Raw genomic sequence first — 22,761 nt, forward strand, 5'->3', positions numbered from 1 at the left:
TTCAGAATTGGTTCCTGGTGGACCAATTTTTTTGATTGTAGCTCTTTCTCAGCCCCAGCCTTGCAGGCTTTCGTTTTGCACCGATTTTCTTTTCCAAATGACTTTCTGCAGGAGGATGCCAGCTGCGCCGATGCCTCCGATGAGTATACCCGTCCACTGAAAGCTCAGGCTTACGCCCCATGTTTGAATGAGGGCCCCGCCGAGCAGCGGCGCGACGATAAAAATAGAGCTGCTAAGTGAATCGAGAATGCCGGTGACACGGCCGATCGCTTCCTTTGGCGTCTCTTTCTGCCGAAGGTAATTGGAGCCGACGGAGGCAAGACCTGTTCCAATCCCTCCGAGGAAAGCCGCGAGCAAGAGCCACGAGACCCCGCTTCCAGGCTGGTACAAGCCGGCCCACGTTACCATGACGCCGATCAAAAGCACGCCTCCGCCGAGGACCCAGCCGTACGAAACAATCTCTTTTAAGCGGGAAAGCCACATCACGGCAAGCAAAGCTCCTACTCCAATCGCACTGATCATATAGCCCAAAAGCTCGGGCTGACCCGGTGCCTTTTCACGCAGGATGACGACAAACTGCGCGTCAACGAGCTGGATGGCCGTGAGCGAAACGAGAAAAAAGAGCGTACTAAAAAATAGCGTACGGTTGTGCAAAAGAATGCGCCAGCCCTCCAGCCAGGTCGCGATCCAGCTTGTATGTTCCGGGGGCTCTGCGGTGTTGGTTTCCCCCTGCGCAGACTCGCGTATGCTCCCGATCCCAAGCAAGCAGGCAGCAGAGCCCAAAAAGCTGAGCGCGTTGATCAGAAGGCAGACAGCAGGCGAGACAAAGGCGGCAGCGATCCCGCCCAAAAGCGGACCGATCAGCTTTCCCGACTGAAACACGCTCCCGTTCAGCGAAGCCGCCTGGAGCAGCTGGTCTTCAGAAACGACATGACGGGTAAGCGCCTGATGGGCTGGAGCATAAAAGATTTCAGCCGTCGAGCGGATCAGCACGATGCCGAGCAGCCACCAGGGGTTGGGCGCGAGGATCAACAGAAGAGTCAAACCAAATCGAATCAAGTCCGTGATGATCATCACCTTCAGCTTGCCGAAACGATCTGCGGCAATCCCGGCGAACTGGCTCAAAAAAACGCTGGGCAGCGCGTACGCCAGAGGCAGCAAGGCGAGTGTCATCGGTTCGGCTTTCCAGACGTAGCCGAGCAGCATGGACAGGGCGATGAAATCGAACCAATCGCCCAGCGTAGAAAGCCCGTAAGCGGCAAACATTTTGGCAAATACGCGGTTTTTCAAAAGCATCATGAACAATTCCCCCTTTTCCTTGACGTTAGTATAAGGGGGAATTGTCAGAGCAATATCAGAGATGGCGGGCAAAGACATCGACTAATTGACGCCGCAGAAGTGGAAATTGGTACTCTTCGCTTACCCGGGCCCACTCTTTTTTGTACTTCTGCTGCCAGACGCTGTCGACTGGGAAGGCTTGAAAGAAGCGGTCAATTTTGCGGACAGCAAAAAGGTAGTGGGGAATAAAGCGGGTCCGCTGCAAAATCTCGATGCCTTTATCCAAAGACAGCCGCCCCTGTTCAGGAAGACCCTGCAGATATTGCCACATGCCTTCTAAAATGACCAGCATTCCCTGCTCGCGCTGCATCGGTTTTGCAGCGAGCAAAGCGTTTGCTTGCGTAAAGGCTTCCTCTGCCCCGGCTACATCCTGCCGATCCAGCAGATAGCAGATGTGCTGAAACAGAAAGGTCAACGTATAGCTAGGCGACTGAATTCTGGCGACAATCTTCTCAACCTTTTGAATCTGGTCGGCAGCTTGCTGCCATTGCTTGGCCTCAACGAGGAGCGAAATCATGTTGATCTGAAGCTCTTCTTCCCACAAGCCTGGCAACTGCTGCTTGCCGTCAACGATCCGCTTGTAGAGGTCCAATACTTTTGCGGAGTCTTCCTCTGCAATGAAGTAGAGATGGGCCAAATAGAACAGCTTCTCGTTGAAGGGGAGGTCCGATGTGGTCAAAAACCACCGGAAATCCCCTGAGACAAAACGCAAATAAACAGCGTAGAACGGGTCCAGCTCAAACCCGAGCACGTCCTTGTTTGCCGACAGCGTTTGCATCGCAGCCCCCATCCCGAGACCGTGATACATCTCCAGCATGTGCCTGACATGTCCCGCGAATTCAGGATTGTTCTCGAGCAGATTTTGCCCTTTCGGCTCTTTCCAGGTGAGCCGGTAGCCCATCCCCCGCACCGTCTCGATGGTCAACAGATGCCGCCACCCATGCAGTTTTTTGCGCAGACGATAAACGTGATCATCCACTGTCCGGTCCGTCGGCATCTCGTCTTGTCCCCATACCAGATCGAGCAGATCGCTGCGGCGGAAGACCTGATTGCGCCGGGTAAAGAGAAAGCGCAAAAGCGCGTACTCCTTTGGCAAAAGGGCAATTCTCTCGCTATTTAGGCACACTTCATAAGCTTCATCGTAAAAATGGAGCGTCTCCACTTCAGAATCCCTCGTCAATTCCGTATTTTTTCATTTTGTTGTACAGCGTTCCCCGGGAAAATCCCAAAAGAACCGCGGCCGCTTTTTTGTTCCCGTAGGTTCGTTCCAATGCAGCCAGAATCCGCTCCTTTTCACTCCCGCCATGCTCGAAGCCGGGGCGCGATGCAGCATACGACGCAGAAGCGATGGGATGATTGTCTGCGGAAGAGAACCTCGGCTGCGGAATGACAGGCTGTTCGAGCTGCTGCATCCTGATCGAGGAGGGGAGCTGATCGTATAGGATCAAACCGTTTTCTTGCAGGATGGACAGCCGCTCGATCACATTGCGCAGCTGCCGGATATTTCCCGGCCAGTTGTAGTCGTACAAGGCTTGCATCACTTCGGGGGAGACCCGTGGCACCGGATGTTCGTGAGCAATTGCATACTCGTGCAGAAAGATCTGCACCAGCTCGGGAATGTCCTCGCGCCGCTCGCGCAGGGATGGGATTTCCAGTGTAAAGACGTTTAACCGGTAGTAAAGGTCTTCGCGGAAAAGCCCGTCTGCGACCATTTTTTCCAGCTTCCGGTTGGTAGCGGCGACGATACGGGTATTGACCGTGATCGGTTCCGTACCGCCGACGCGATAAAATTGACGCTCCTGCAGGGCGCGCAGCAGCTTCACCTGAAGCTCGAGCGGCAACTCTCCAATTTCGTCGAGGAACAGCGTCCCTCCATGGGCCAGCTCCAGCTTCCCGGGCTTTCCTTTCTTTTCCGCGCCTGTAAAAGCGCCGCCCTGATAGCCGAACAGCTCGCTTTCGAACAGCGCTGCAGGGATCGCGCCGCAGTTGATCGCAATAAACGGTTTGTCTCTTCTGCGGCTGGCCTGGTGAATCGCCTGGGCGAACAGTTCTTTCCCTACACCGCTTTCGCCGTTTATCAGGACCGTTGCATCCGTCTGCGCCACTTTGCGGGCAGCCTGTATCGCAGTCTGGATAGAGGCGGAGTGACCTTTGATCGGAAAAAACGGATCGTCGGCAGGATGAAAACGGCTCATCTCCTGCTGCAGGTTGTGCAGGTGGGCAGTCGTATGGGCCAGCTCCTCATTTAAGCGGACCAGTTCGGTAATGTCCTGCTCGATCGAAATGGCGCCGATGATTTCGTTTTCCCGGCGGATGGGAGCGGCATTGATCAGCACATGGCGGTCTGGCCTCGGAACGTGGTAGAGGCGATAGACGGTCTCCCCTTGCTGCAGGGCATCCAGCAGACGGATCGATTCGCTGGCAAAATGCACGTCCAGACGGGTGCCGACCACCTGGCTCCGATCGATATCATAAATTTTTTCGGCGGCGGGGTTCCAATACTGGACGATGTTATCGGTATCCACGATCGTGATCGCTTCACTCATCGTATCGAGCAAGGTTTTGAGCAGGATCGCCTGATTGCCGGCGATGGAGACGAAGGCTCCAAGCAAGCGCCTGGCTTCCACAAATCCGCTCACATGGCCCTCGCTGTTGAGGATGACAATGTCGGGCGCAAAGGCGCTGTCGTCGGCTTCAGCCAACAGTCTTTTTCCGGCATCAGCCATAGACATCGCTTCCGGCAAGAGGAGCACGGCCGACTCCTGATCGTTTATCCGCAGCAAACCTACACCCGGCGTGATTCCCTCGCGTATACTGACCAGAGCAGGGTCGATGGGCTTTGCCAGGCTGGAAATAGGGGCATCCAATGAAAACAGCGGTTTCAAATCCTCACTTCCAATCCACACTAAGAGATAGGAAAACGGTTTCAATTTTCTCATGTACGTTTATGTCGGATCTTGTCTAAGCAAAAGTGTACAACAATAAACACATTCTGTACATATGTGTAAAAATGGTGAACAACCAGGAAAGAAATTGTTGTTTTTTTTTCGAATTTGTGGTGTTGGCACGGTTTATGCTAATAAAATCTCGCAGATGTATTGTTGAGGAGGAGACAGATTTACGATGGAACAACTTATGAAGGACTTTTTCCTGTTCCTTTCCAAGAACAAAGCGTTGAATGCTGCTGCGAAAAAATGGGGGTTGCGGTTCGGAGCCAACCGTTTTGTTTCGGGTGAAACGATTGACGAGGCGATCAAGAAGGTCCGCGAATTGAATCAGAAAGGGCTTGTCTGCACGCTGGACCATTTGGGCGAGTTCGTATTCAGCACGGAAGAGGCAAATGAGTCGGCTGACTACTGCATCAAAACATTGGAAGCGATTCACAAGTCCGGTGTCGATTGCAACCTTTCTCTGAAAATGACGAGTCTCGGTCTGGATATCAGCCGCGAGCTGTGCATGACCAACATGCGCCGCATTCTCGATTATGCCAAGAACCACGGAAATATTTTTGTCCGGATCGATATGGAGGACTATGCCCATAAAAATATTACCCTGGAAATCCTGCACGAGCTTTTGCAGGATTACGACAACGTCGGAACTGTCATTCAGGCGTACCTGTACGATTCCGCTGCTGACATCGAGGGTGTAAAAGAGAAAAAGGTCAACCTGCGTCTCGTAAAAGGGGCGTACAAGGAATCGCCTGAGGTAGCGTTCCCGAACAAAGCCGATGTGGATGAGAACTACAAAAAAATCATCAAGCAGCACCTGCTGAATGGCTGCTATGCTGCTGTAGCCACTCACGATGACGCGATCATCGACTACGTGAAAAAGCTGGAAAAGGAATACAACATTCCGCGCACGCAATTTGAATTCCAGATGCTGTACGGCATCCGTGTGCAATCGCAGATCGATCTGGCGCGCGAAGGCTACAAGATGCGTGTATACGTGCCATACGGCAGCGACTGGTACGGCTATTTCATGCGCCGTCTGGCAGAACGCCCGGCTAACGTTGCTTTTGTCTTGAAAGGGATGTTCACGAAGTAATCGGACAGCTATCGTTGCTTTGCAAAAACGCACCCGTCTCCAAAAAAGGGGACAAAGGGTGCGTTTTTTGCCGTTTATGGCTGTTGCTGATAGGCTTCCATCGGCTGATGATACGGAACCTGCTGGTACACCAGCCCGAGTGTCGAGACAGCCTGCGGAGGTGCCATCGTGACGGCGTACCAGCCTTTTTTGACCATGTACTGCCACACTTCAAACGATTGATGGGAACACATCCGGAATGCATCCTCGAGGAAAATGCGCAGCTGCGGAGTCGTCGTCTCAAAGGCTGACCAGGCGTATTCCCGTCCTGCCCGCTTCAACGTCAGCAGATACGAGGTGGCAATCGCGCGGTCATCCAGTTGAGCAAGCTTTACTTGGGGCTGTATCGGCTGATATTGATGGCCGGGAGCAGGTGTGAAGGCTTGTCCTGTAATCGCCGGGACATTCAATTGATCGCGGGAGCCCATCTGCTGTGTGACAAATTCTACCTTCATGTTGTAGTCTTGTACATGAACCGAGTAATGGCGCTGAATCATCGAGCGCAGCTCCGGGTCCTGAGCCTGGTTGATGAACAAGGCCATGCTTTGGATCGAGTTGGTGCAGCTCATCAGCAGTTCGTTTAATTCGGCTGCTTCATGAGAGGCAAGGCGCATGCAAAATCTCTCCTTCTGGCAGTAGTCCGGCAAATGCCTGTCATAGTATGCCCAGTTGCTCCTGTTTCATTTTTCCAATGGATTGAAAAGAGAGGTGTAATCTACCCGTGAGCAGCCAAATCATTCAACTAAAGGCCCCCTATTCGTTTGAGCGGCTTTTAAGGCGGCTTGAGACCCATCCCGACCCGCAAATAAAGGTAGTCTTCGAGCAAAAATCGCTTCAGCGGGTATTTCGTGTAAACAACCGTCCCATTTTGGCCAGCATCCGTTTCACAGGCGAGCTGGACCATCCGAGCCTTTCCTGGGAGACAAGCGCGGCATTGAGTGCCGCCGAGGCAGCGGGGCTGGAGAAACACATCCGGCATATGTTCAGTGCAGATGTGGATCTGGCTCCACTCTACGCGCTTATGCAGGCAGATGCCAAACTGGCTCCGCTCGCAGAACGGTTTCGCGGACTGCGTTTTGTACTGGATGACGACCTGTTTCAATCGATGGTCAAGACGATTATCGGGCAGCAGATCAACCTCGCTTTTGCAGCGACATTGACCGAGAGGCTCTTGGAGCTTGCGGGTGAAAGCGTCCAGGATGCAGAGGGCACTCTCCACTATGCCTTTCCCGCCGCTGACCGGATTGCAGTCATGGAGCCGGAGGCACTGCGCCCCCTGCAGTTTAGCCAGAGAAAAGCGGAATACATCATCGATCTGGCACGAGCGGTCGTGAATGGCCGTGTAGACCTGGAGGGACTGTGGAAAATGGACGAGCAGGAAATTATGGCCACGCTTACCCCGCTTAGGGGGATTGGCAAGTGGACTGTCGAGTGCATGATGATGTTCGGCATGGGGCGGCCCGATCTGCTTCCTGTAGCAGATATCGGACTGAAAAACGGGATGCAGCTTGTTTACCAGTTGGAGGCAAGACCGGATGAAGCTGAAATGAGAAGGATCGGGGAGAGCTGGGCACCCTGGCGCAGCTATGTCTCCTTGTACGTATGGGAAACAGTCGGGGCTCTGAAGCGGAAAGAAGCCTGGTAATCATCAAATCGGTCAGTGAAGCAAAGCTTGCAGCCGCTTGATCGGATGCAGGCTTTTTTGTTGATATGACAGCGTTTGTCCGTGTGTTGGAAAAAAATATATTTGAAAAAGATCTTAATACGTACTATAATCTGTGTTCAGTTACATTATAAAAAACTTTCGCAAAATTTAAAAACAAGAAAGGCAATTGGAGAGGAAAATATGAAAGAATTATCCAAAAAAGAAACCATATCGATAGGACTCATGCTATTTGCCTTGTTCTTCGGAGCGGGGAATATGATTTTTCCACCGGCATTGGGGCAATCCGCCGGGACAAATGTCTGGATTGCCATGCTCGGTTTTATCATAACCGGAGTGGGGCTGCCGCTGATGGGCGTGGTGGCTGTCAGCCTCGGCGGAGGGAGTCTGTCCGCACTGGCTGGCCGCGTTCATCCGGTATTTGGCGTACTGTTTACGGTTGTCGTTTACTTGGCGATCGGCCCGTTTCTGGCGCTTCCCCGCACAGGGACGGTTACGTTTGAAATGGGGGTATTGCCGTTTTTGCCCGAGTCGGTGAAAGGCAGTTGGGTACCGCTGTTTATCTGCACCGTGGTCTTCTTTGCCCTGACCTACTGGCTTTCCCTGCATCCGTCGAAATTGGTGGATCGCATCGGGAAAATTCTGACACCGGCGCTTCTGCTGATTATTGCGGTCATGTTTTTCCAGGGAGTGACACATCCGATCGGCGATGTGGGAGCACCTGCCGAAGCATATCAATCGACACCGTTTTTCAAAGGCTTTTTGGAAGGGTATTTGACCCTTGATGCGCTGGCTGCAATGGTCTTCGGGATCGTCGTCACGACTGCGATCAAGGAACTTGGCATCACTGACCGCGCGAAATTGTCTCTGTCTACGATCAAAGCCGGCATTATTGCGGCAACCGGCCTGGCCCTGGTTTATCTGGCGCTCGGCTACCTTGGCGCTACCAGCAAGACATTGGGTGCCTCGGACAACGGAGGGCAAATCCTGACTGCTGTCGTCCAACACTTGTTTGGCTCGATGGGATCTTTGCTGCTTGGCCTGGCTGTTACACTCGCCTGCATCACGACATCGGTCGGTCTGGTGACTGCCTGCAGCCGATTTTTCTCGGATCGCTTTCCGGTTGTATCTTACAAAACAATGGTCGCGGTCTTGTGCGTGTTCAGCACAGCCGTAGCCAATGTAGGGTTGACCCAGCTTATTGCCTTGTCCGTACCAGTGCTTGTTGCCATCTATCCGCTGGCAATCGTGCTGATGCTGCTGTCCTTTTTGCACCGGGTATTCAGAGGATATTCTTCGGTTTACATCGGGGCAATCGTCACTACTGCAGCTGTCAGCCTGACGGATGGACTGAAGCAGCTCGGCGTTCCGATGGACGCGATAACTGCGCTGTATAAACACCTGCCGCTTTACGCGGAGGGGATCGGTTGGCTTCTGCCCGCAATCGTCGGAGGAATGCTTGGCTACCTTTGGGGAAGCCTTCGCCAGGGAAGTGCGAAACAGAGAACCATCTACTAGGAAAAAACAAACGGCACACCCTAATCGGGTGTGCCTCAGGCTGTCGAGAAAGTCGACAGCCATTTTTATTTCCCTGTATTTTATGACGACACCGCGTTAATGTGTTATAATATTCTTGTAATTACATTTACTGGCGGGTGATTATTGTGCTTTCCTCTAATGAAAAAAAGCAACAAATGCAATATGAATTTGTATGCCTTGATGAGTTGGTCCCGGAGGACCATTTGCTACGAGTTATTCAAAAGCATGTAGACTTCTCTTTCATCCGAGAAAAAGTACGCCAATACTATTGTGAAGATAACGGTAGACCAGCCATTGATCCGGTGGTTTTATTTAAAATGATTTTCATTGGATACCTTTACGGTATCCGGTCAGAAAGACAACTCGAAAAGGAAATTCAGACGAATATCGCTTACCGCTGGTTTCTTGGCCTTTCACTAACAGATCGAGTTCCAGACCACACTACCATCAGTTGGAATCGTCGAACTCGTTTTAAAAACACAAATGTTTTCCAAGAGATTTTTGATGAAATCGTTCGCCTTGCTATCCAACATCGCATGGTTGGCGGACGTGTTTTGATAAGTGATTCCACTCATCTGAAAGCAAATGCGAACAAACGTAAATTTAAGAAGCATGTTATTGAAAAATCTAGTCGAGCCTACCTTAGTGATTTAGAAGCAGCCATTAATGAAGACCGTGAAGCACACGGAAAAAAGGATTGAAGCCTAGAGAGGATGTGAAGGAAGAAAAGGAAATCAAGGTGAGTACTACTGATCCGGACAGTGGTTACATGGTTCGTGACGGAAAGCCTGAAGGCTTTTTCTATCTCGATCATCGGACAGTCGATCATAAGTACAATATCATAACTGATGTACACGTGACTGCGGGTAACGTTCATGATTCTGTTCCTTATGTAGATCGGCTACAACACCAAATTGAGAAGTTTGGGTTTACAGATACCATTGAAGCCGTTGCATTGGATGCTGGCTATTTAACTACTCCAATCTGCAAGGCTCTGCACGATCTAAATATCTTTGCCGTCATTGGCCATCGAGCTTTTTCACCTGTTAAAGGCCTTATCGCCAAATGGCGGTTTAAATATGATCCCGAAAAGAATGTCTATATTTGCCCCCAAAAACATGAGCTTGCTTATTCGACAACTGACCGTAACGGATACAGAATGTATAAGTCAAATAAAGAAATATGTAAGGCATGTCCGATGCTCACTATGTGTACACGGTCAAAAAATCACCAAAAGGTGATAACCAGGCATGTATGGGAAGAGAGTAAAGAATGGGTTCGACAGAACCGCTTAAGTAAGTCAGGAAAATACCTATACAGGTTGAGATACCAAACGATAGAGCGAAGTTTTGCAGATGCCAAAGAACTGCATGGACTTCGCTATTGTAGGTTGCGCGGACGTGAAAATGTCCAAGAGCAAGCGTTGCTGACAGCAACCGTTCAAAATATAAAAAAGATAGCACTCCACCTTGCAAAGGCATGTTAGGTGTGGTGCTATCTAAGACTTCCAGCACTTCGTGCTCAATTTTATTGTTATGAAAGAAGAAACTCCAACATATTGTGGGGTTTCTCGACAGCCTGCGGCACACCCTAATCGGGTGTGCCTGCTTTTTGCTTGGCAGCAGATTGTTGGAGATTGGAAAGCGCGACGCCCAAAAAGATAAAGATTGCGCCGGCGAAAAATCCAATGCCGAGATGCTCCCCAAGAAGAAGCCAGCCCAGTGCAGCGCCGACGATCGGCTGAACGAAGAAAAATCCGGCTCCGCTGCCCGCCTGGAGCAGTTCAAAGCCTTTATTCCACAGGTAAAAGGCGCCTGCTGTAGAGATAATCCCGATGTACAGGACACCGGCCCAGATTTTCCAGCTGAAATCCCAGGATACCGCTGTGACGGACAACTCCCACACCATGACCGGACAGGTAAAGATGAGACCAAACAGAGCGACATACGTCGTTACCGCCAAAGAGGAGTAGCGCAAAGTCGCCTTTTTGCTCATGACCGTATACAGCCCCCAGCTCACCGCGGCGACCAGAAGAATGAGGTTGCCGAGCAGGGAAGACTGGGCATCCGCCTCGTCGGGAATGCCGATCACAATCAGGACGCCGATCGTAGCCAGCAGGATGCCTGCGAGCTGCAGCTTGTGGATGCGCTCCTTGAGCAGCCAGACGGCAAACAGCGCGATGAAGGCCGGGGAAGCGGCGGTAATCAGCGCTCCCATGTGCGCCGTCGAAAGCTTGGTCCCCAAAAACTGCGCGCCAATCGAAATTGTCACTCCGACAAACGCGATCGCCATAATCATGGGAAAATCCTGTTTGGCGATGAACTCGCGCCGTGCCACTACAAATACCCCCAACACGACGGAAGCAATGGCAAAACGGATAATCAAGAGCGTAAATGGCGGAATTTCTTCCAGCACTACCTTGCTTACCACATAGACGCCGCCCCAAATGGCTGCTGCCAAAGTCAGGCAAAGTGCTCCAAACAACTGCTGTTTCCACATCGCATTCATATCAACGTGCCCCTCCCGGAAAAATGGTACTGTTTCTTTTCCGTAGCCGGGGGGACGATTTCACACATTCCCTCTCCGACTAGGTGAGGAGAACGACGGGTACATCACATTCAAAACGCGGACGTGCGAGCATGGTTTCACCTCCTTTAAAGGACAAAGCTGTGCTGGGGAACGCGGTCAATCCGCAATTTGCTTGGCCAGGAGCAGGACAGGCTGGGTCAAGCGTCCGACGGGAGCCGTGACCTGGCGATACTGTTCAAAGCCGAGCTTTCCCCAAAAACGGAGAGTCTGCTCGTCCTCGGCAATTACGCCGAGATGGAGCTGTGAGCACCCTTGCTCTGCACAGTATTGCTCCAAAAGCGAGCAAGCCTCGCGACCAAAGCCTTGGCCTTGGCAATCCCGGTGAATGAGAAACAGGCCAATCCACCCTTTTCCCGGGGAAGGATGAGCTGTGGAGAAGTGAACAACCCCGATAATCTTCGGTTCCGGCTTGGCGGCGTGAGCGGTCTGTGCAGTTTCTGCGGTCTGAGCAGTCTCTACAGTCTTTACGATCATCCAATGGCCGGAAGGAATATCCAGCATCGCCTTGTACTCCTGCTCAAGCTCTGCCAGGCTAAGCGCGGCAGTTCCGTTTCGCCAAAGATTGTAGGCGGGGTGACTGTTGTACACTTCCAGCACAGCACCCAGGTCATCCGGGGTCATCTCCCGAAGCCATACATGTTTTCCTTGAAGCAAAAGACTCATCGTTTGCCTCCGTATTTGCGGATCAGCCCGATCTGGCCCGCGTGATACCCTGTATGGTAGATCAGCCGGCCCAACGCTTGCCGGGGGGATAATGTTCCGATCGGAGCTTCCACAGGGTGGTCCCAGGCTTCGCTGGGCAGTTGACGAAGTGATTCCAGCAAGTATGCATACGACTGTTCGCGGAATGCAAGCAGAGCGGAAAGGTCGGTAAATTGACCCTCATCCTTTACCGGTCCAATCGTGTCCAAGGTTACCATATTTGGCAGCGGGCGGCCAAAAAACATCAGGCAAAAACGATACTCGACTTCTGCGATGTGCCGGATCAGGAACCCGACAGAATGGGAGCCGTCAGCCAGCTTCCAGACCAGCTCGCCCTCGGTGAGATTGGCGAGAGCATCCTGGTAGCGGGAGCGCGCCATCTGCAGTGCAGGCAGCAGCATTTGTTCAAACATCGGCATCTTCCCTTCCGTGTCCGTACTGTAAGCGTTTGTGTTAGCTCTATTATAGTGAAGACTGAAACAAAATACAGCCGCATCCTTCGGAATATTCCGAAATACATTCCGAGTGAATGTTCACTCAGTTGTTTTGTTTCGGTATACTAGGGGAAAAGAAGGGAGCGATGAGTATGCAGGAGCACTTGTTTGATCTGGTTGTCCGTTCTACCGATATTGATTTTATCGGGCACGTAAACAACGCCAAGTACTTGGAATATATGGAGTGGGCCCGCTTTGACTGGATTTGCCAAAGGGGGTTTACACTAGACGAGCTGCAGCGAAGAGGACTGATGCCGGTAGTGGTGAACATCAATATCAACTACCGCAGGGAGCTTCGCATGCTTGAGCAGGTGCAGGTGCGGACGCGGGTGCTGGGGATCGGCGAGAAAAGCTATGTCATCCGGCACGAGCTGTACAAGGAGAAGGGGGAGCTTGCAGCCGATGCCGATGTGACGATGGTGATGATCGATGCGAAGACGCGCCGCTCGGTAGCGTTGCCGGAAGATTGGCTGGGCGAATTGGCAAAGGCTGCGGAGGGTGAGCAGGAGAGATAGAAGCTTTCTGGGAGGAAAAAGGAAACGGCGATCCGGTGCGGGCGAAATGGTAGAATGAAAGAAGCAAACCTGGAAGCAAGGGGGCCGTATTTCTGTGAGCAAAAAAGAATACAAGCTGATCCTGTTTGACCTCGACGATACGCTGTTTGACTATTCGCAGAGCTGGGAGGCGGGGATGCGCCTGACCATCCGCCGCCATCCTTTGACTGCGGGTCTGAATGAAGACGACTTTTACTGCAAGCTGAAAACATACAGCGACGAGCTGTGGCCGGATTTCACAGAGAACCGGATTTCGCTGCGGGAGTATCGCCACCAACGGATGGAGAAGGCCACTGCCGACTTTGGACGTGCTGCGAAGCCGGAGGAGATGGATGATTTTCAGAATATGTTTATGTCGGCTTGCTTTGAGGTGATCGCGCCAGTTCCGGTTGTGGAGGAATGCTTGAGCAAGCTTGCCGAACGTTGCCGGCTCGGCATCGTGACAAACGGACCGGAGGATATGGCCTATACCAAGCTGGAGCGGCTCGGCCTGTCCAGGCTCTTTCCGAAAGAAACGATCGTCATCTCTGAAGTCGTCGGCTATCACAAACCGGATTGGCGGATTTTTTCAGCGGCATTGCGGCTTTTCGACGCCAAACCGAAAGAGACGCTGTTTGTCGGAGACAACTGGGAAGCTGACGTCGCCGGAGCGATTGAGGCAGGGATGGACGCAGTCTGGATCAATCCGGGCAAGCTTCAGCCGGCTACCGGCCACGTGCCGCTCGCTGTCGTGGAGCGGTTGGAACAGTTGGCGGACATCCTCACCTGAAATGTCACGAAAAAGGGGGCAGTGCCCCCTGGCTACTCCTCTAGGAAGCTACTCCATCCAAGAAGCTACTCCTCCAGGAAGATCCGCTCGAGCGAAGGCTCGTCCCCGCAGACGTGGTAAATATCGACTCCCGCATGGACGAAAGCGCGAATCAGCGCGGCCACCTTTCGTTTGTCATCGACCTCAAGGGAAAGAGCCTCCTCCCGCCATTCGAGGTGTTTGCCCAGTCCTTCCACAAACGAAACCAGTTCATACGGCTTGTCGGCCAACGCTGCATGGCGCACAGTAACGGTACGCCAGCTGCGATGCTTGGCCTGCAGCTCGGAAAGACTGCCCGCTGCAGCAATCGTACCGGCTTTCATGATCGCGATGCGGGTGCAGATTTTTTCGACCTCATGCAGATTGTGCGAGGTCATGAAGATCGTCCGTCCTTCTTTTTGCAAACGCAGCAGCAACTGCTGGATTTGAAGCGAGGACTCCACATCCACTCCAGAGGTAGGCTCGTCTAAAAACAGCAGCTCCGGGTCACCTAGGAGCGCTTGCGCAATGCCGAGCTTCTTTTTCATACCGAAGGAAAAAGCCTTGGCCCTCTTCCCGGCATGCTCGGCCAATCCTACTTCTTCCAGGATGCGGTCGCACTCCTTCTTCGTGACGCGTATTCCTTTCACACGGCTCAGGTACAACAGATGATCTCTGGCCGTCAGTGAATCATAAAAGGTGGAGTAATCCGGCAGTACACCGATCCTGCGTTTCCACTCCTCGGTGTTCCCGTCTCCGTCAAACAGGCGAATGCTCCCCGAAGAGGGGCGGATAATACCGGTTAGCATGTTGATAAAGGTTGATTTTCCGGCTCCGTTTTTTCCTAGAAAGCCGAAAATTTCATTTTGCTGTACGGTGAGCGACACGGAATTGACAATCGTTCGTTCCCCGAATCGCTTGGTTAACTGGACAGTCTCTATAAGCGGCATTTAAAAATCCCTCCTTTGAAACAGCAAGGCAGAGGCGGCGAGAAAGAGAAGCGCATAGAGCCAGATCACGCCGATGTACGCTTCGCCTTTTTCCAAATACGCATAAGGCAGCAAATAGCCGATCCACTTGGCGGCAGGCTGGCTGGAGGCAAGCGTCCAGATGCCGAGAATCGGGAGGAATAAACCGAGAATGATCCCCCCGAACATGGTGTAGCTGGGACGGGCGATCAGCACAGAAAGCAACAGGCACAACGAAACGCTGTACACCAGCATGGACATGCACTCCAGGAAGGTCTTCACATCAAAAGTATGGACAGAGGCCAAGACTGTTCCAAAGGTGACCAGCATGCAGCACAGCCAGAAAAGCAGAACGCCGAAACATTTGCCCAGCACAATGCGGAAGCGGGAAGTGCGGGTGACTAAAAAACGGACGGTCCGACTGGATACTTCCCGGTTGATCATGTCATGCGATAATCCAAAGACAAACAAAGGGCCAAACAGCATGACCAAGGCAAAAACGCCGAGCGCATGGCCCTCTGTCAGCTCATGTTGGGAGATGAAGCCGGCGGCCTGGTTGACCAGATCGGACACCCAGTACGATACGCCGGCAATAAAAGCGATGGTGATCAGGGATTTGACGCTTCGAAACAGTCGGATAAATTCGTGAATGCAGATAGCCCACATGGTTTCCACTCTCCTTTCACCGTCAGTGTAAAGGAGCAACCTTATCAGCACCGAATGTCTGCCTTACCATTTCCTTAACGCTCGGTGTCAGCAGCCGTGGAAGGATGACAGGGAGGGGGGGCGGAGCGGAAAAATTGCAGCGTGTTGTGAAAAAAGCAAGCAGTGACCGTAGTTGCCCAGTAAACGTAAAGGACGCAGATCCCATGAGACCTGCGTTCCGAAAAGTGAAGCGATGCAGAGCTTCCATCGCCTTGGCCTGTTTTCCATGAGCCGGTAATGGCTGCTCCGTATTTTCCCGCCTAATCATCGCTTCTGGACGAATGATTGAGCAGTTTTGTCCCTTGGAATGTTCTCATGACCTCGGTTGCCATTTGCATGCCATTGAGAATGGTTCCAAGATCAATGTTTAGGTTCGGAAGCTGAAACAGCGACCGTCTTCGCGGCCTATTTTTCCGCTGCGTTTTCGACCACTCTTGATAATACTGATCGAACAGTTCGGGATTTCTTTGCAGCCTTCTCCTTGAAACCTTCTTTCCCTTTAGCCAATCCATAAATTCCGGTGAAAATGAGTCGCTTTTTTGGTTTGTTCGTCTAGCCAAATCTTCTTTTCACCTCGATTCGCAAATGAAAAAATGCAAAGAGAGAAAGCCTGTTCATTCTCCCTTTGCACACACTTTCTGCTCCAAAGGTCATCATCAATCACAATCGCAGCCTACGATGACCAGCAAGATGAACAGTACCAGGATGAGAGTAAAGTCGTCAGATCCGTTAAAGAGCCCCATTCTCCTCCCCCCTTTCAACAGTAACACTATATGTCCGCAGATTATTTTTGCTTGAGCGGGTGCCTGAAAAGAGGACAAAAGCAGAGTGGAATTTCAAAAGCGCCTTTCAAAACTGGTAGGAACAAAAAAGACACGGGCATGTTGGTTGCCGTGTCTCATGTGGCGAAAGCAGCAGGCGTCAGGGGGCGACTTGTTTTTTCATCAAGGGGAGTCGACGGTCCGGAAAAACAGTGGAAGGGATGTCGCCAATCCGAACAGCTCCCATCTTTTCATAAAAACCTTCTGCGTACGGATCGCTGTGGATGAGAAAATGGTCAATGCTGAGGGAGCGGGCGGTATCCATCAAGTGGTTCCACAACGCTTTTCCGACCCGCTTGCCGATGGCAGCAGGGTCTACGAACAGATCGCTAAGCTCTGCCCCGGTTTCGTCTACGGATAAACGGTAAAATCCCAGAATGTTTCCAGCCTCCTCGGCCAGAAACACATGGGAGGTCTGAAGAAACGCAGGGGTAATCGTCAACTCCTGCCGACATGCCTCCATAAAATCGTCATCGTAGCTCCAATATCCTTTTGAGCGAAATGCCAGGTCGCTGAGTGCAGGTGTTTCTTCCGGGCGGGGAGAACGAATAATCATGGCAGGACCTCCAATTTTCATCTATACAGAAAGTATACAATATTTCCCATAGTGAGGTGTAAGATGGAACGTGTGAAAGCGATCCTCGAAGAGCTGGGATTGGAGTATGAGCTGATTGAACACGAGCGTCCGGTTCGTTCGGCCAAGGAGGGAGCAGCTCTTTTCGGCATTGACATGGGGCAGACTGCACCGGTATTGATCGCAATAGCTGATGATTCACATGTCGCCCTGATTTTGTCGGGCAAGCGTGGGCGCATAAGTTTCCAGTCCCTCGCCGCTCAACTTGGCTACCAAAGCATAAGAATGACCCGGATGGATGAGGTAAAGGGATTGACCGGGTACGAGCCAGGCAGTATTCCGCTCATCGGGCACGGTTTGCCGGTCATTCTGGATGAAGAACTGTTCAACTACCCTGAAGTATATGGGGGATCAGGGCACCCAACGTGGACACTAAAGCTGACTCCACAAGCTCTTGAAAAGGGGAGCAATGTAATTGCAAGGCTTGCATAAAACGAAAAAACGCGAAAGCAGCTTTGAACTGCCTCCGCGTTTTTTGCATTCACACTATGCCATTTAGTGAATGTCACGTTTTTTAAACTGTCCGCCCCGTACATCGTGAATATTGCCAACTGCCAAAAATGCCGATGGATCGACTTCTTCAACGATCAACTTGAGCTTGGCTTCTTCCAGACGGGTAATAATGCAGAACACCACATTTTTATCATCCCCGGAATAACCGCCTTCGCCCTTCAAATAGGTAACGCTGCGGCCCAGGCGGGCGACGATGGCGTCACCGATATCTTTGTGGTTGTCGCTGATGATCCAGACTGATTTCGACCCTTGAAATCCTTCGATTGTCAAGTCGATCATTTTAAATGCGATGTAATAAGCCATCAGGGAGTACATGGCGCGATCGACGCCAAATACGAGTCCTGCGCTACCCAGGATGAACAGGTTAAAAAACATCACAATTTCACCGACAGAGAACGGAGTCTTTTTGTTGATCAAGATAGCCACAATCTCTGTTCCGTCCAAAGACCCGCCGTAACGAATCACCAGCCCCACACCAATGCCCAGGATGATTCCGCCAAAGACAGCAGCCAACAGGGGATCTTCGGTGACTCCTTTCACATCGTGAAGCAGGGAGCTCACAATCGACATCGTGCTGACTCCGAGCAGTGTGGAAATCGCAAAGGTTTTTCCGATCTGTTTGTAGCCAATTACGAGAAAAGGCAGGTTCAACAGAAATAAAAACATCCCCAACGGCAGTCCCGACAGATGCGCGATAATAATGGAGATACCGACTATTCCGCCATCAATAATATGATTGGGGACCAAAAAAATTTCCAGCCCAACAGAAAATAAGGCGGATCCGATCAGGATAAAGAGTATTCGCTTGATAAGTTTGGCAACAGACAGTTTTTGATGATGCGATGACTTTCCTTGCACACCTTCCAAAGGCAACTCCTCCCGGATGTCCAGATTTTCTCTTCGCTTTATTATACCATTTATTGTAGGCAACATTTTAGCTGCATGTAAAGTTCGGAATGTTCAAACTGTTGCAGGCAGTATACCCTCCGCCTGAGAAGAGGATATCCTGCCTGCAAGCTTGGCTTTACCAAACCCGGATTAGCTGACTGTTTTCCACCTGGCAAGCTCGGGAAGATGTTTTTGCAGCATCGCGCGGGCCGCATTTTCTTCCATGCCTTCTTCCTTTAAAAAGGGAACACAAATCTCGATCATTTGCTCCATCGTGATGTCAGGCTGCTTGAAGGCTCCTTCTTCGTAGCAGTAGAGGCAATACTCGCTGTTTTTGGAGCCGTCTTTTTCGGTTCCGAGGATGTGGGCATCCACCATGGGCATACTGCAGCTTTGGCAAAAGGTTTTCGTCATTGAACAACTGCCTCCTTTTATTGGGGATGTCTCCATGATAATGAAGCAAACCTGACAACTGTCTGTCATGTTTCGTCGCGTTTTTTTCCTCCAGCTTTTTGTTCTGCCGAGATGGAAGAACATGTCGGTGACGAACTGCCCGAATAGACGCTCCCGATCTCGTGAGCCAGCTTCTGAATGTTTTCCCGAAAAAAGAGCGGCTCTACGACTTCTACCCTGGGACCAAAGCTGAGGACAAACCCGTACAGCCAGTCGTCGAGGGGATAAGCTTCAGAGACCCAGCAATACCCTTGTTCGTCGATACGGATGTGATCGACGCCAAACATTTCTTCCACGATGGAACGGATCTGGGGAACGAACCGGAGGACGAGCTGGACGGTTTGCCCCGGTTTTCTCCATTCATTGTCCCATGGCAGCTCCTCCAGATTGATCGGTCTGCGTTGAAAGGCGTCTTCCAGCAGAACGGGCTCCTTCAGCCGTGACAGCCTGAATAGACGGAATTCGCACTTGTTTGTACAGTAAGCGTAAAGGTACCATTGGCGTCCTTTTAAAACGAGAGTGTGCGGCTCCACGATTCGCTCGGAAATCGTCCCGGAGACGTTGTGATAGGTAAAGGAGAGCAGGCTGGATGTCTGGATTGCGTGCTTGATCCGCGTGATCTTTTCTTTTTGCGGAGCATCTCCTCCCCATGGGCTGTAATCGATATAGATCTGCTCGGACATCATCTTGAACGCCTCGGACTGTGTGCTTTCCACTATGCCGCGAATCTTCCCGAGTACTACCTCAGCCCGTGCATCCCGGTAGGTCGAGGCAACGCTTTTCAGAGCCATCGTGACTGAGGCCAGCTCCTCCTGGGTCAAAATGTGCTGGTTGAGCCGGTAGTTTTCCATAATGCCGATGCCGCCATTGGCTCCCTGATAGCTGACAATCGGGATGCCTGCCTGATTGATCGCTTCGATATCCCGGTAAATCGTTCGGACAGATACCTCAAACATGTCGGCAAGCTCTTTGGCAGGTATACGCCTCCTCTGGATGAGGATCATCGTGATGGCAAGAAGTCTGTCCAGTTTCATCGTTCAGGCCCCCTTTCTACAGATTGCGGACCCGATACCTGTTGCATGGCTGACAGGTGAAACCGTTTACGAGCAATCCGCTTTTTCCAGTGAAACGAAGGATTGATACACTTTTCCGGGCTCTTCCCATTCCTGAAAGTCGCCATTGGTATACTCACTTATTGTTTTCCTCCAGAATAGTTGGGCAGGCACGTTGGAAGCCAACTGAACAACCTCCCAGTGGCCAGGGAACATGCGAAATACCTGGTGAGCAATGGCTTTGCCAATCCCGGACCTGCGATATTTCCGCATAATGAAAAATTCTGCAATGGAAAAATAACTGCTGCCCAAGTGATTCTCGTCTGCGATTTTTCTCACAAGCACAAACCCGGCCCATTTGCCCTCGGCCTGGATGAGAAACGGAAAGCGATCCGGTTCCGTCCAATAGTTGTCCAAATAAGGATATCCGTATCGTCCCTGTTCGTCCACATCCAAGTCCATATATTCACTAAAGTCGTGATTGTACAGCTCAAGCAAATTGCTTATAATTGATTTTTCTTCCAGAGCGGCTTTTTTTAATGTAAATTTCACAAGGTACCCCCGATATACGTTATCATTCTTTTGGTATTATAGGGACATTTTCGTAAGTTCTGCAAGAAACTTCCAAAAATTAGTGGAAACATCTGCTTTAAAAGAGAAAGTGGACAGAACCCGCGGCATAAGCTTACCTTGGCTTCGAAATCCGGTTTGCCATTTTAGCCAAACGACGAGAGGATGGAGCGGAGCAAGACCATAGAAAAGGAGAAAGGGTACAACAATGATTCGGAAGGTAATGACAGCATGGCTGGTATGTGTGCTTTTGTTTGCGTTCAGTCCATTCACGACACATTCCAGCGAGGGGCAGACATCTTTTCAAAATCCGTATTACAAAGCTGCGTGGGACGCAAAGGGACAACTCAGGATTACGGACGCTGGAGGCAAGGAGATTCTTCGTTCAGTCCAGTATGTGGCTGAGTACGGGGACATTTACAATCTGCTCGTTCCGCAGCTTCCCGCTGGGACCAGCAAAATCAAACTGGACGCGCCGCCAGCCATTCCGGTGGGAAGCATGATACAAATTCGCTCGGAATCGTTCGCGGGCAGGCTGAATGCGCCGCTCGTTCATCAGGCCAAGGTAACAAGCGTACAGGGAAATGAACTCGCCTTTTCGCCGCCGGTGTCAAAACCGATAGATACCAATATGTTTATTCGGCGGGAGCATACGATTGTCCGCCAGTATCAGAAGACAGCGGTGCTTACCGAGCAAAAGCCCGACGGCCTGCTCGTCAAGGTGATCGGAGATACTCCGGCTGCCCAGGTAGAAACGAATTACCTGCTGCGCCAAAACAGCCCGGTCGTCGATGTGGAAGTGAAGACTACATACAAGCGTCAAATCAAGGTTTTTCGCGAGGCGCTGACACTCAGCTTCGCGCCAAAGGTGTCAGAGGTCTATCGGAAAAACAGGAAGGTAGATACGCATTCTTTTCAAAAGCAATACTGGCTGGACCGGGAAGGCGTCCGGTTCGGGCAAGGAAAGCAGTCGGCTTTTCTGTACCACACCCCGCACGTATCGTCGCTGGAGTTGAACACGGTCCAAAATCAGCTGGTCGTCAATCTGGATCATATGGGAGATCACCGATACGTAGAGGAGACCGTAGGCAAGCAGGTCGGGAAGGTGAGACACGCCTCCGAATACAAGCCACAGGAACAGCGGATCAATACATTTTCGCTCATAGTCGGTTTTCAACCGTCACTGATGCCTCGGCTGATGAACCAGCCTCATGGGTTTCTCGCGACGCACGTCTGGACGGAGCATGCGGATGAACAGTCGCTGGCAAGCAACAGGGCGGCTTACTACGGCTCGGAGAAGATTGCGAGCCCGGATAAAGCAGTGGGTGGTTTTGTCAAATACAAGATACCTGTGACCAAAAGCGTCTTTTATTCGAACCCGTATTACCGTCTGCAGCAGCCGATGAATGTAGCGCTCCATGAGAACCAGGAATTCCTGCAGTTCTTGAAGGATTTGCACAAGCGCGGAATAGAAATCGGGCTGCACACGGCTTATCCGTTCGATTTGCACCTGTACCGGGATGTGGCGGAGAACATCCTGGCTTTTATGAAAAATGAGTTTCATAGCGTGACCTGGATTGATCATGGCTACGTAAAATACAGCTTTGGCTTTCAAGGCTTGGACATCAAAACTCCCTATTATATCGCCGATTTGTGGCAAAAGTACGACACCCGGTATTTCTGGCACTACAGCTCGGAGGACGTGACCAACGTCAACCAGGCATTTGACCTGTTGCAAACGAGAAATGGAGACAGCAGAAGAACGCCCCTGTATTGGGCCCATCCGACAGTGACAGGCCCGTTTTACTCATGGGCGGCAGCGATCGTTCCCGAAAATACGATGTATAGGTACAATGAACAAAATTTACTTCAATTAATCAATGATCGCGGTGTTTTTATCAGCCATGCCTATATCGCCAGAATCCCGCAAGGCAAGGCCGCGGGGAAAATTTTGAAACGGGATCAAAAAGGAGCGCTGGTCATCCAGCCAAGCTTTGATCAATTGCTGAAAAAGATGGCTTCTCTCCGCGATCAGCAAAAGCTCTATCTCACTACCGTGCGGGATTTGATGAAGTACTGGCTGGCGCTGGAGCAGGTGCGGATGGAGTACGATGCAAACGGTACGGTGCGGGTTTACAATGACGGACCCGCGAAAATATCCGGGCTTTCGATGGCTGTAAGAGGTGCGGAGGTGTACGTAAACGGGAAAAAGCCTCCGCAAAAGAAGGACCAGGGAGACCTGATCTTCTGGTTTGACCTGGAGCCCCATGCCCACGCCGTGATTGCGAGAAGTGCTGCGGCCAGCATGCCAAAAGCGGCCGGTACGACAACTCCGGCTAGCACGACAGCCCCGGCCAAAACAACACCTGCTGTGAACAGATGAGAAGGCAAGGCGCTTCCGACAAAGG

General features: G+C 51.5%; 23 protein-coding genes. 8 read left to right on the plus strand and 15 right to left on the minus strand.

Annotated elements, in window-relative coordinates:
- Positions 1–48: 48 nt before the first annotated feature.
- The 3 genes from NSQ24_RS05385 to NSQ24_RS05395 are packed head-to-tail and all read right to left on the minus strand — an operon-like array spanning position 49 to position 4,223.
- Complete coding sequence (locus NSQ24_RS05385; protein ID WP_339167372.1) at positions 49–1,299, minus strand: MFS transporter; 1,251 nt, start codon at positions 1,297–1,299, stop codon at positions 49–51.
- Positions 1,300–1,354: 55 nt separating this feature from the next.
- The gene (locus NSQ24_RS05390; RefSeq protein ID WP_024985412.1) at positions 1,355–2,500 is read right to left on the minus strand and encodes a winged helix-turn-helix domain-containing protein; all 1,146 of its coding nucleotides are present in this window, start codon (positions 2,498–2,500) and stop codon (positions 1,355–1,357) included.
- 1 nt (position 2,501) lies between these two features.
- Positions 2,502–4,223 (minus strand): sigma-54-dependent Fis family transcriptional regulator, encoded by a 1,722-nt coding sequence (locus tag NSQ24_RS05395; RefSeq protein ID WP_039071422.1) that lies wholly within the window; start codon positions 4,221–4,223, stop codon positions 2,502–2,504.
- A 238-nt stretch (positions 4,224–4,461) separates the two neighbouring features.
- Here NSQ24_RS05395 and NSQ24_RS05400 point away from each other — a divergent pair, with 238 nt between their 5' ends.
- A complete protein-coding gene (locus NSQ24_RS05400) occupies positions 4,462–5,382 on the plus strand; it encodes a proline dehydrogenase (protein ID WP_003391092.1) in 921 nt (306 codons plus the stop codon).
- Between the two features lie 74 nt (positions 5,383–5,456).
- On the opposite strand, the gene NSQ24_RS05405 is transcribed toward NSQ24_RS05400, so the two are convergent.
- Entirely contained in the window at positions 5,457–6,035 is a 579-nt protein-coding gene (locus NSQ24_RS05405; protein WP_024985414.1) for a spore coat protein, read from the minus strand.
- Positions 6,036–6,142: 107 nt separating this feature from the next.
- Here NSQ24_RS05405 and NSQ24_RS05410 point away from each other — a divergent pair, with 107 nt between their 5' ends.
- The 3 genes from NSQ24_RS05410 (at position 6,143) to NSQ24_RS05420 (ending at position 10,109) form a co-directional block, all read left to right on the plus strand.
- A complete protein-coding gene (locus tag NSQ24_RS05410) occupies positions 6,143–7,066 on the plus strand; it encodes a DNA-3-methyladenine glycosylase (RefSeq protein WP_031932130.1) in 924 nt (307 codons plus the stop codon).
- A 201-nt stretch (positions 7,067–7,267) separates the two neighbouring features.
- Positions 7,268–8,602 (plus strand): branched-chain amino acid transport system II carrier protein, encoded by a 1,335-nt coding sequence (brnQ, locus tag NSQ24_RS05415; protein ID WP_003391098.1) that lies wholly within the window; start codon positions 7,268–7,270, stop codon positions 8,600–8,602.
- A 176-nt stretch (positions 8,603–8,778) separates the two neighbouring features.
- Positions 8,779–10,109, plus strand: a protein-coding gene (locus tag NSQ24_RS05420; RefSeq protein WP_122958896.1) for an IS1182 family transposase whose coding sequence is annotated in 2 segments (ribosomal slippage) — positions 8,779–9,319 and positions 9,319–10,109 — 1,332 coding nt in all. Because the reading frame shifts where the segments join, the coding sequence is not laid out codon by codon here.
- A gap of 104 nt (positions 10,110–10,213) precedes the next feature.
- On the opposite strand, the gene NSQ24_RS05425 is transcribed toward NSQ24_RS05420, so the two are convergent.
- From NSQ24_RS05425 to NSQ24_RS05435, 3 genes are all read right to left on the minus strand, one after another.
- Entirely contained in the window at positions 10,214–11,131 is a 918-nt protein-coding gene (locus tag NSQ24_RS05425) for a DMT family transporter (protein WP_024985416.1), read from the minus strand.
- Positions 11,132–11,308: 177 nt separating this feature from the next.
- The gene (locus NSQ24_RS05430) at positions 11,309–11,875 is read right to left on the minus strand and encodes a GNAT family N-acetyltransferase (protein ID WP_039071421.1); all 567 of its coding nucleotides are present in this window, start codon (positions 11,873–11,875) and stop codon (positions 11,309–11,311) included.
- Positions 11,872–12,327, minus strand: a complete 456-nt coding sequence (locus NSQ24_RS05435; RefSeq protein ID WP_339167378.1) for a DinB family protein — start codon at positions 12,325–12,327, stop codon at positions 11,872–11,874. Before NSQ24_RS05435 ends, NSQ24_RS05430 begins: the two co-directional genes overlap by 4 nt.
- A 167-nt stretch (positions 12,328–12,494) precedes the next feature.
- Here NSQ24_RS05435 and NSQ24_RS05440 point away from each other — a divergent pair, with 167 nt between their 5' ends.
- Together NSQ24_RS05440 and NSQ24_RS05445 are read left to right on the plus strand one after the other, a co-directional pair.
- Entirely contained in the window at positions 12,495–12,923 is a 429-nt protein-coding gene (locus NSQ24_RS05440; RefSeq protein WP_227277786.1) for a thioesterase family protein, read from the plus strand.
- A gap of 94 nt (positions 12,924–13,017) precedes the next feature.
- Positions 13,018–13,731 carry an HAD family hydrolase gene (locus tag NSQ24_RS05445; protein WP_339167381.1) on the plus strand — a complete coding sequence of 238 codons (714 nt, stop codon included), beginning with the start codon at positions 13,018–13,020 and terminating at the stop codon, positions 13,729–13,731.
- A gap of 65 nt (positions 13,732–13,796) precedes the next feature.
- Here NSQ24_RS05445 and NSQ24_RS05450 read toward each other — a convergent pair whose 3' ends face one another.
- The 4 genes from NSQ24_RS05450 to NSQ24_RS05465 all read right to left on the minus strand — a co-directional run bounded on the left by NSQ24_RS05450 (position 13,797) and on the right by NSQ24_RS05465 (position 16,799).
- A complete protein-coding gene (locus tag NSQ24_RS05450; protein ID WP_339167383.1) occupies positions 13,797–14,699 on the minus strand; it encodes an ABC transporter ATP-binding protein in 903 nt (300 codons plus the stop codon).
- The gene (locus tag NSQ24_RS05455; protein WP_003391113.1) at positions 14,700–15,383 is read right to left on the minus strand and encodes an ABC transporter permease subunit; all 684 of its coding nucleotides are present in this window, start codon (positions 15,381–15,383) and stop codon (positions 14,700–14,702) included.
- Between the two features lie 695 nt (positions 15,384–16,078).
- Positions 16,079–16,165, minus strand: a complete 87-nt coding sequence (locus NSQ24_RS05460) for a YjcZ family sporulation protein (RefSeq protein ID WP_031932133.1) — start codon at positions 16,163–16,165, stop codon at positions 16,079–16,081.
- A 178-nt stretch (positions 16,166–16,343) separates the two neighbouring features.
- The gene (locus tag NSQ24_RS05465; RefSeq protein ID WP_339167385.1) at positions 16,344–16,799 is read right to left on the minus strand and encodes a GNAT family N-acetyltransferase; all 456 of its coding nucleotides are present in this window, start codon (positions 16,797–16,799) and stop codon (positions 16,344–16,346) included.
- A 63-nt stretch (positions 16,800–16,862) separates the two neighbouring features.
- Here NSQ24_RS05465 and NSQ24_RS05470 point away from each other — a divergent pair, with 63 nt between their 5' ends.
- Positions 16,863–17,309 (plus strand): YbaK/EbsC family protein, encoded by a 447-nt coding sequence (locus NSQ24_RS05470; RefSeq protein WP_003391118.1) that lies wholly within the window; start codon positions 16,863–16,865, stop codon positions 17,307–17,309.
- 63 nt (positions 17,310–17,372) lie between these two features.
- Here the strand turns inward: NSQ24_RS05470 and NSQ24_RS05475 are convergent, their stop codons facing one another.
- The 4 genes from NSQ24_RS05475 to NSQ24_RS05490 form a co-directional block, all read right to left on the minus strand.
- A complete protein-coding gene (locus tag NSQ24_RS05475; protein ID WP_003391120.1) occupies positions 17,373–18,257 on the minus strand; it encodes a YitT family protein in 885 nt (294 codons plus the stop codon).
- Positions 18,258–18,428: 171 nt separating this feature from the next.
- Entirely contained in the window at positions 18,429–18,692 is a 264-nt protein-coding gene (locus NSQ24_RS05480; RefSeq protein WP_003391123.1) for a zinc ribbon domain-containing protein, read from the minus strand.
- 65 nt (positions 18,693–18,757) lie between these two features.
- Positions 18,758–19,765 carry a YafY family protein gene (locus tag NSQ24_RS05485; protein ID WP_003391126.1) on the minus strand — a complete coding sequence of 336 codons (1,008 nt, stop codon included), beginning with the start codon at positions 19,763–19,765 and terminating at the stop codon, positions 18,758–18,760.
- Between the two features lie 66 nt (positions 19,766–19,831).
- Positions 19,832–20,335, minus strand: a complete 504-nt coding sequence (locus tag NSQ24_RS05490) for a GNAT family N-acetyltransferase (protein WP_003391128.1) — start codon at positions 20,333–20,335, stop codon at positions 19,832–19,834.
- A 226-nt stretch (positions 20,336–20,561) separates the two neighbouring features.
- Between NSQ24_RS05490 and NSQ24_RS05495 the strand changes: the two genes are divergently transcribed.
- Complete coding sequence (locus NSQ24_RS05495) at positions 20,562–22,736, plus strand: hypothetical protein (protein WP_172920620.1); 2,175 nt, start codon at positions 20,562–20,564, stop codon at positions 22,734–22,736.
- Positions 22,737–22,761 lie beyond the last annotated feature (25 nt).

Origin of the sequence: Brevibacillus sp. FSL L8-0520 (assembly GCF_037963895.1) — a bacterium.
Classification (GTDB): domain Bacteria; phylum Bacillota; class Bacilli; order Brevibacillales; family Brevibacillaceae; genus Brevibacillus; species Brevibacillus borstelensis.

Bases quoted from the DNA above. Each gene is read 5' to 3' on its own strand.
- NSQ24_RS05385 (WP_339167372.1), bottom strand. From the start codon at position 1,299: ATGATGCTTTTGAAAAACCGCGTATTTGCCAAAATGTTTGCCGCTTAC.
- NSQ24_RS05400 (WP_003391092.1), top strand. From the start codon at position 4,462: ATGGAACAACTTATGAAGGACTTTTTCCTGTTCCTTTCCAAGAACAAA.
- NSQ24_RS05405 (WP_024985414.1), bottom strand. From the start codon at position 6,035: ATGCGCCTTGCCTCTCATGAAGCAGCCGAATTAAACGAACTGCTGATG.
- brnQ (WP_003391098.1), top strand. From the start codon at position 7,268: ATGAAAGAATTATCCAAAAAAGAAACCATATCGATAGGACTCATGCTA.
- NSQ24_RS05425 (WP_024985416.1), bottom strand. From the start codon at position 11,131: ATGAATGCGATGTGGAAACAGCAGTTGTTTGGAGCACTTTGCCTGACT.
- NSQ24_RS05430 (WP_039071421.1), bottom strand. From the start codon at position 11,875: ATGAGTCTTTTGCTTCAAGGAAAACATGTATGGCTTCGGGAGATGACC.
- NSQ24_RS05435 (WP_339167378.1), bottom strand. From the start codon at position 12,327: ATGTTTGAACAAATGCTGCTGCCTGCACTGCAGATGGCGCGCTCCCGC.
- NSQ24_RS05440 (WP_227277786.1), top strand. From the start codon at position 12,495: ATGAGTATGCAGGAGCACTTGTTTGATCTGGTTGTCCGTTCTACCGAT.
- NSQ24_RS05450 (WP_339167383.1), bottom strand. From the start codon at position 14,699: ATGCCGCTTATAGAGACTGTCCAGTTAACCAAGCGATTCGGGGAACGA.
- NSQ24_RS05455 (WP_003391113.1), bottom strand. From the start codon at position 15,383: ATGTGGGCTATCTGCATTCACGAATTTATCCGACTGTTTCGAAGCGTC.
- NSQ24_RS05460 (WP_031932133.1), bottom strand. From the start codon at position 16,165: ATGGGGCTCTTTAACGGATCTGACGACTTTACTCTCATCCTGGTACTG.
- NSQ24_RS05465 (WP_339167385.1), bottom strand. From the start codon at position 16,799: ATGATTATTCGTTCTCCCCGCCCGGAAGAAACACCTGCACTCAGCGAC.
- NSQ24_RS05470 (WP_003391118.1), top strand. From the start codon at position 16,863: ATGGAACGTGTGAAAGCGATCCTCGAAGAGCTGGGATTGGAGTATGAG.
- NSQ24_RS05480 (WP_003391123.1), bottom strand. From the start codon at position 18,692: ATGACGAAAACCTTTTGCCAAAGCTGCAGTATGCCCATGGTGGATGCC.
- NSQ24_RS05485 (WP_003391126.1), bottom strand. From the start codon at position 19,765: ATGAAACTGGACAGACTTCTTGCCATCACGATGATCCTCATCCAGAGG.
- NSQ24_RS05495 (WP_172920620.1), top strand. From the start codon at position 20,562: ATGATTCGGAAGGTAATGACAGCATGGCTGGTATGTGTGCTTTTGTTT.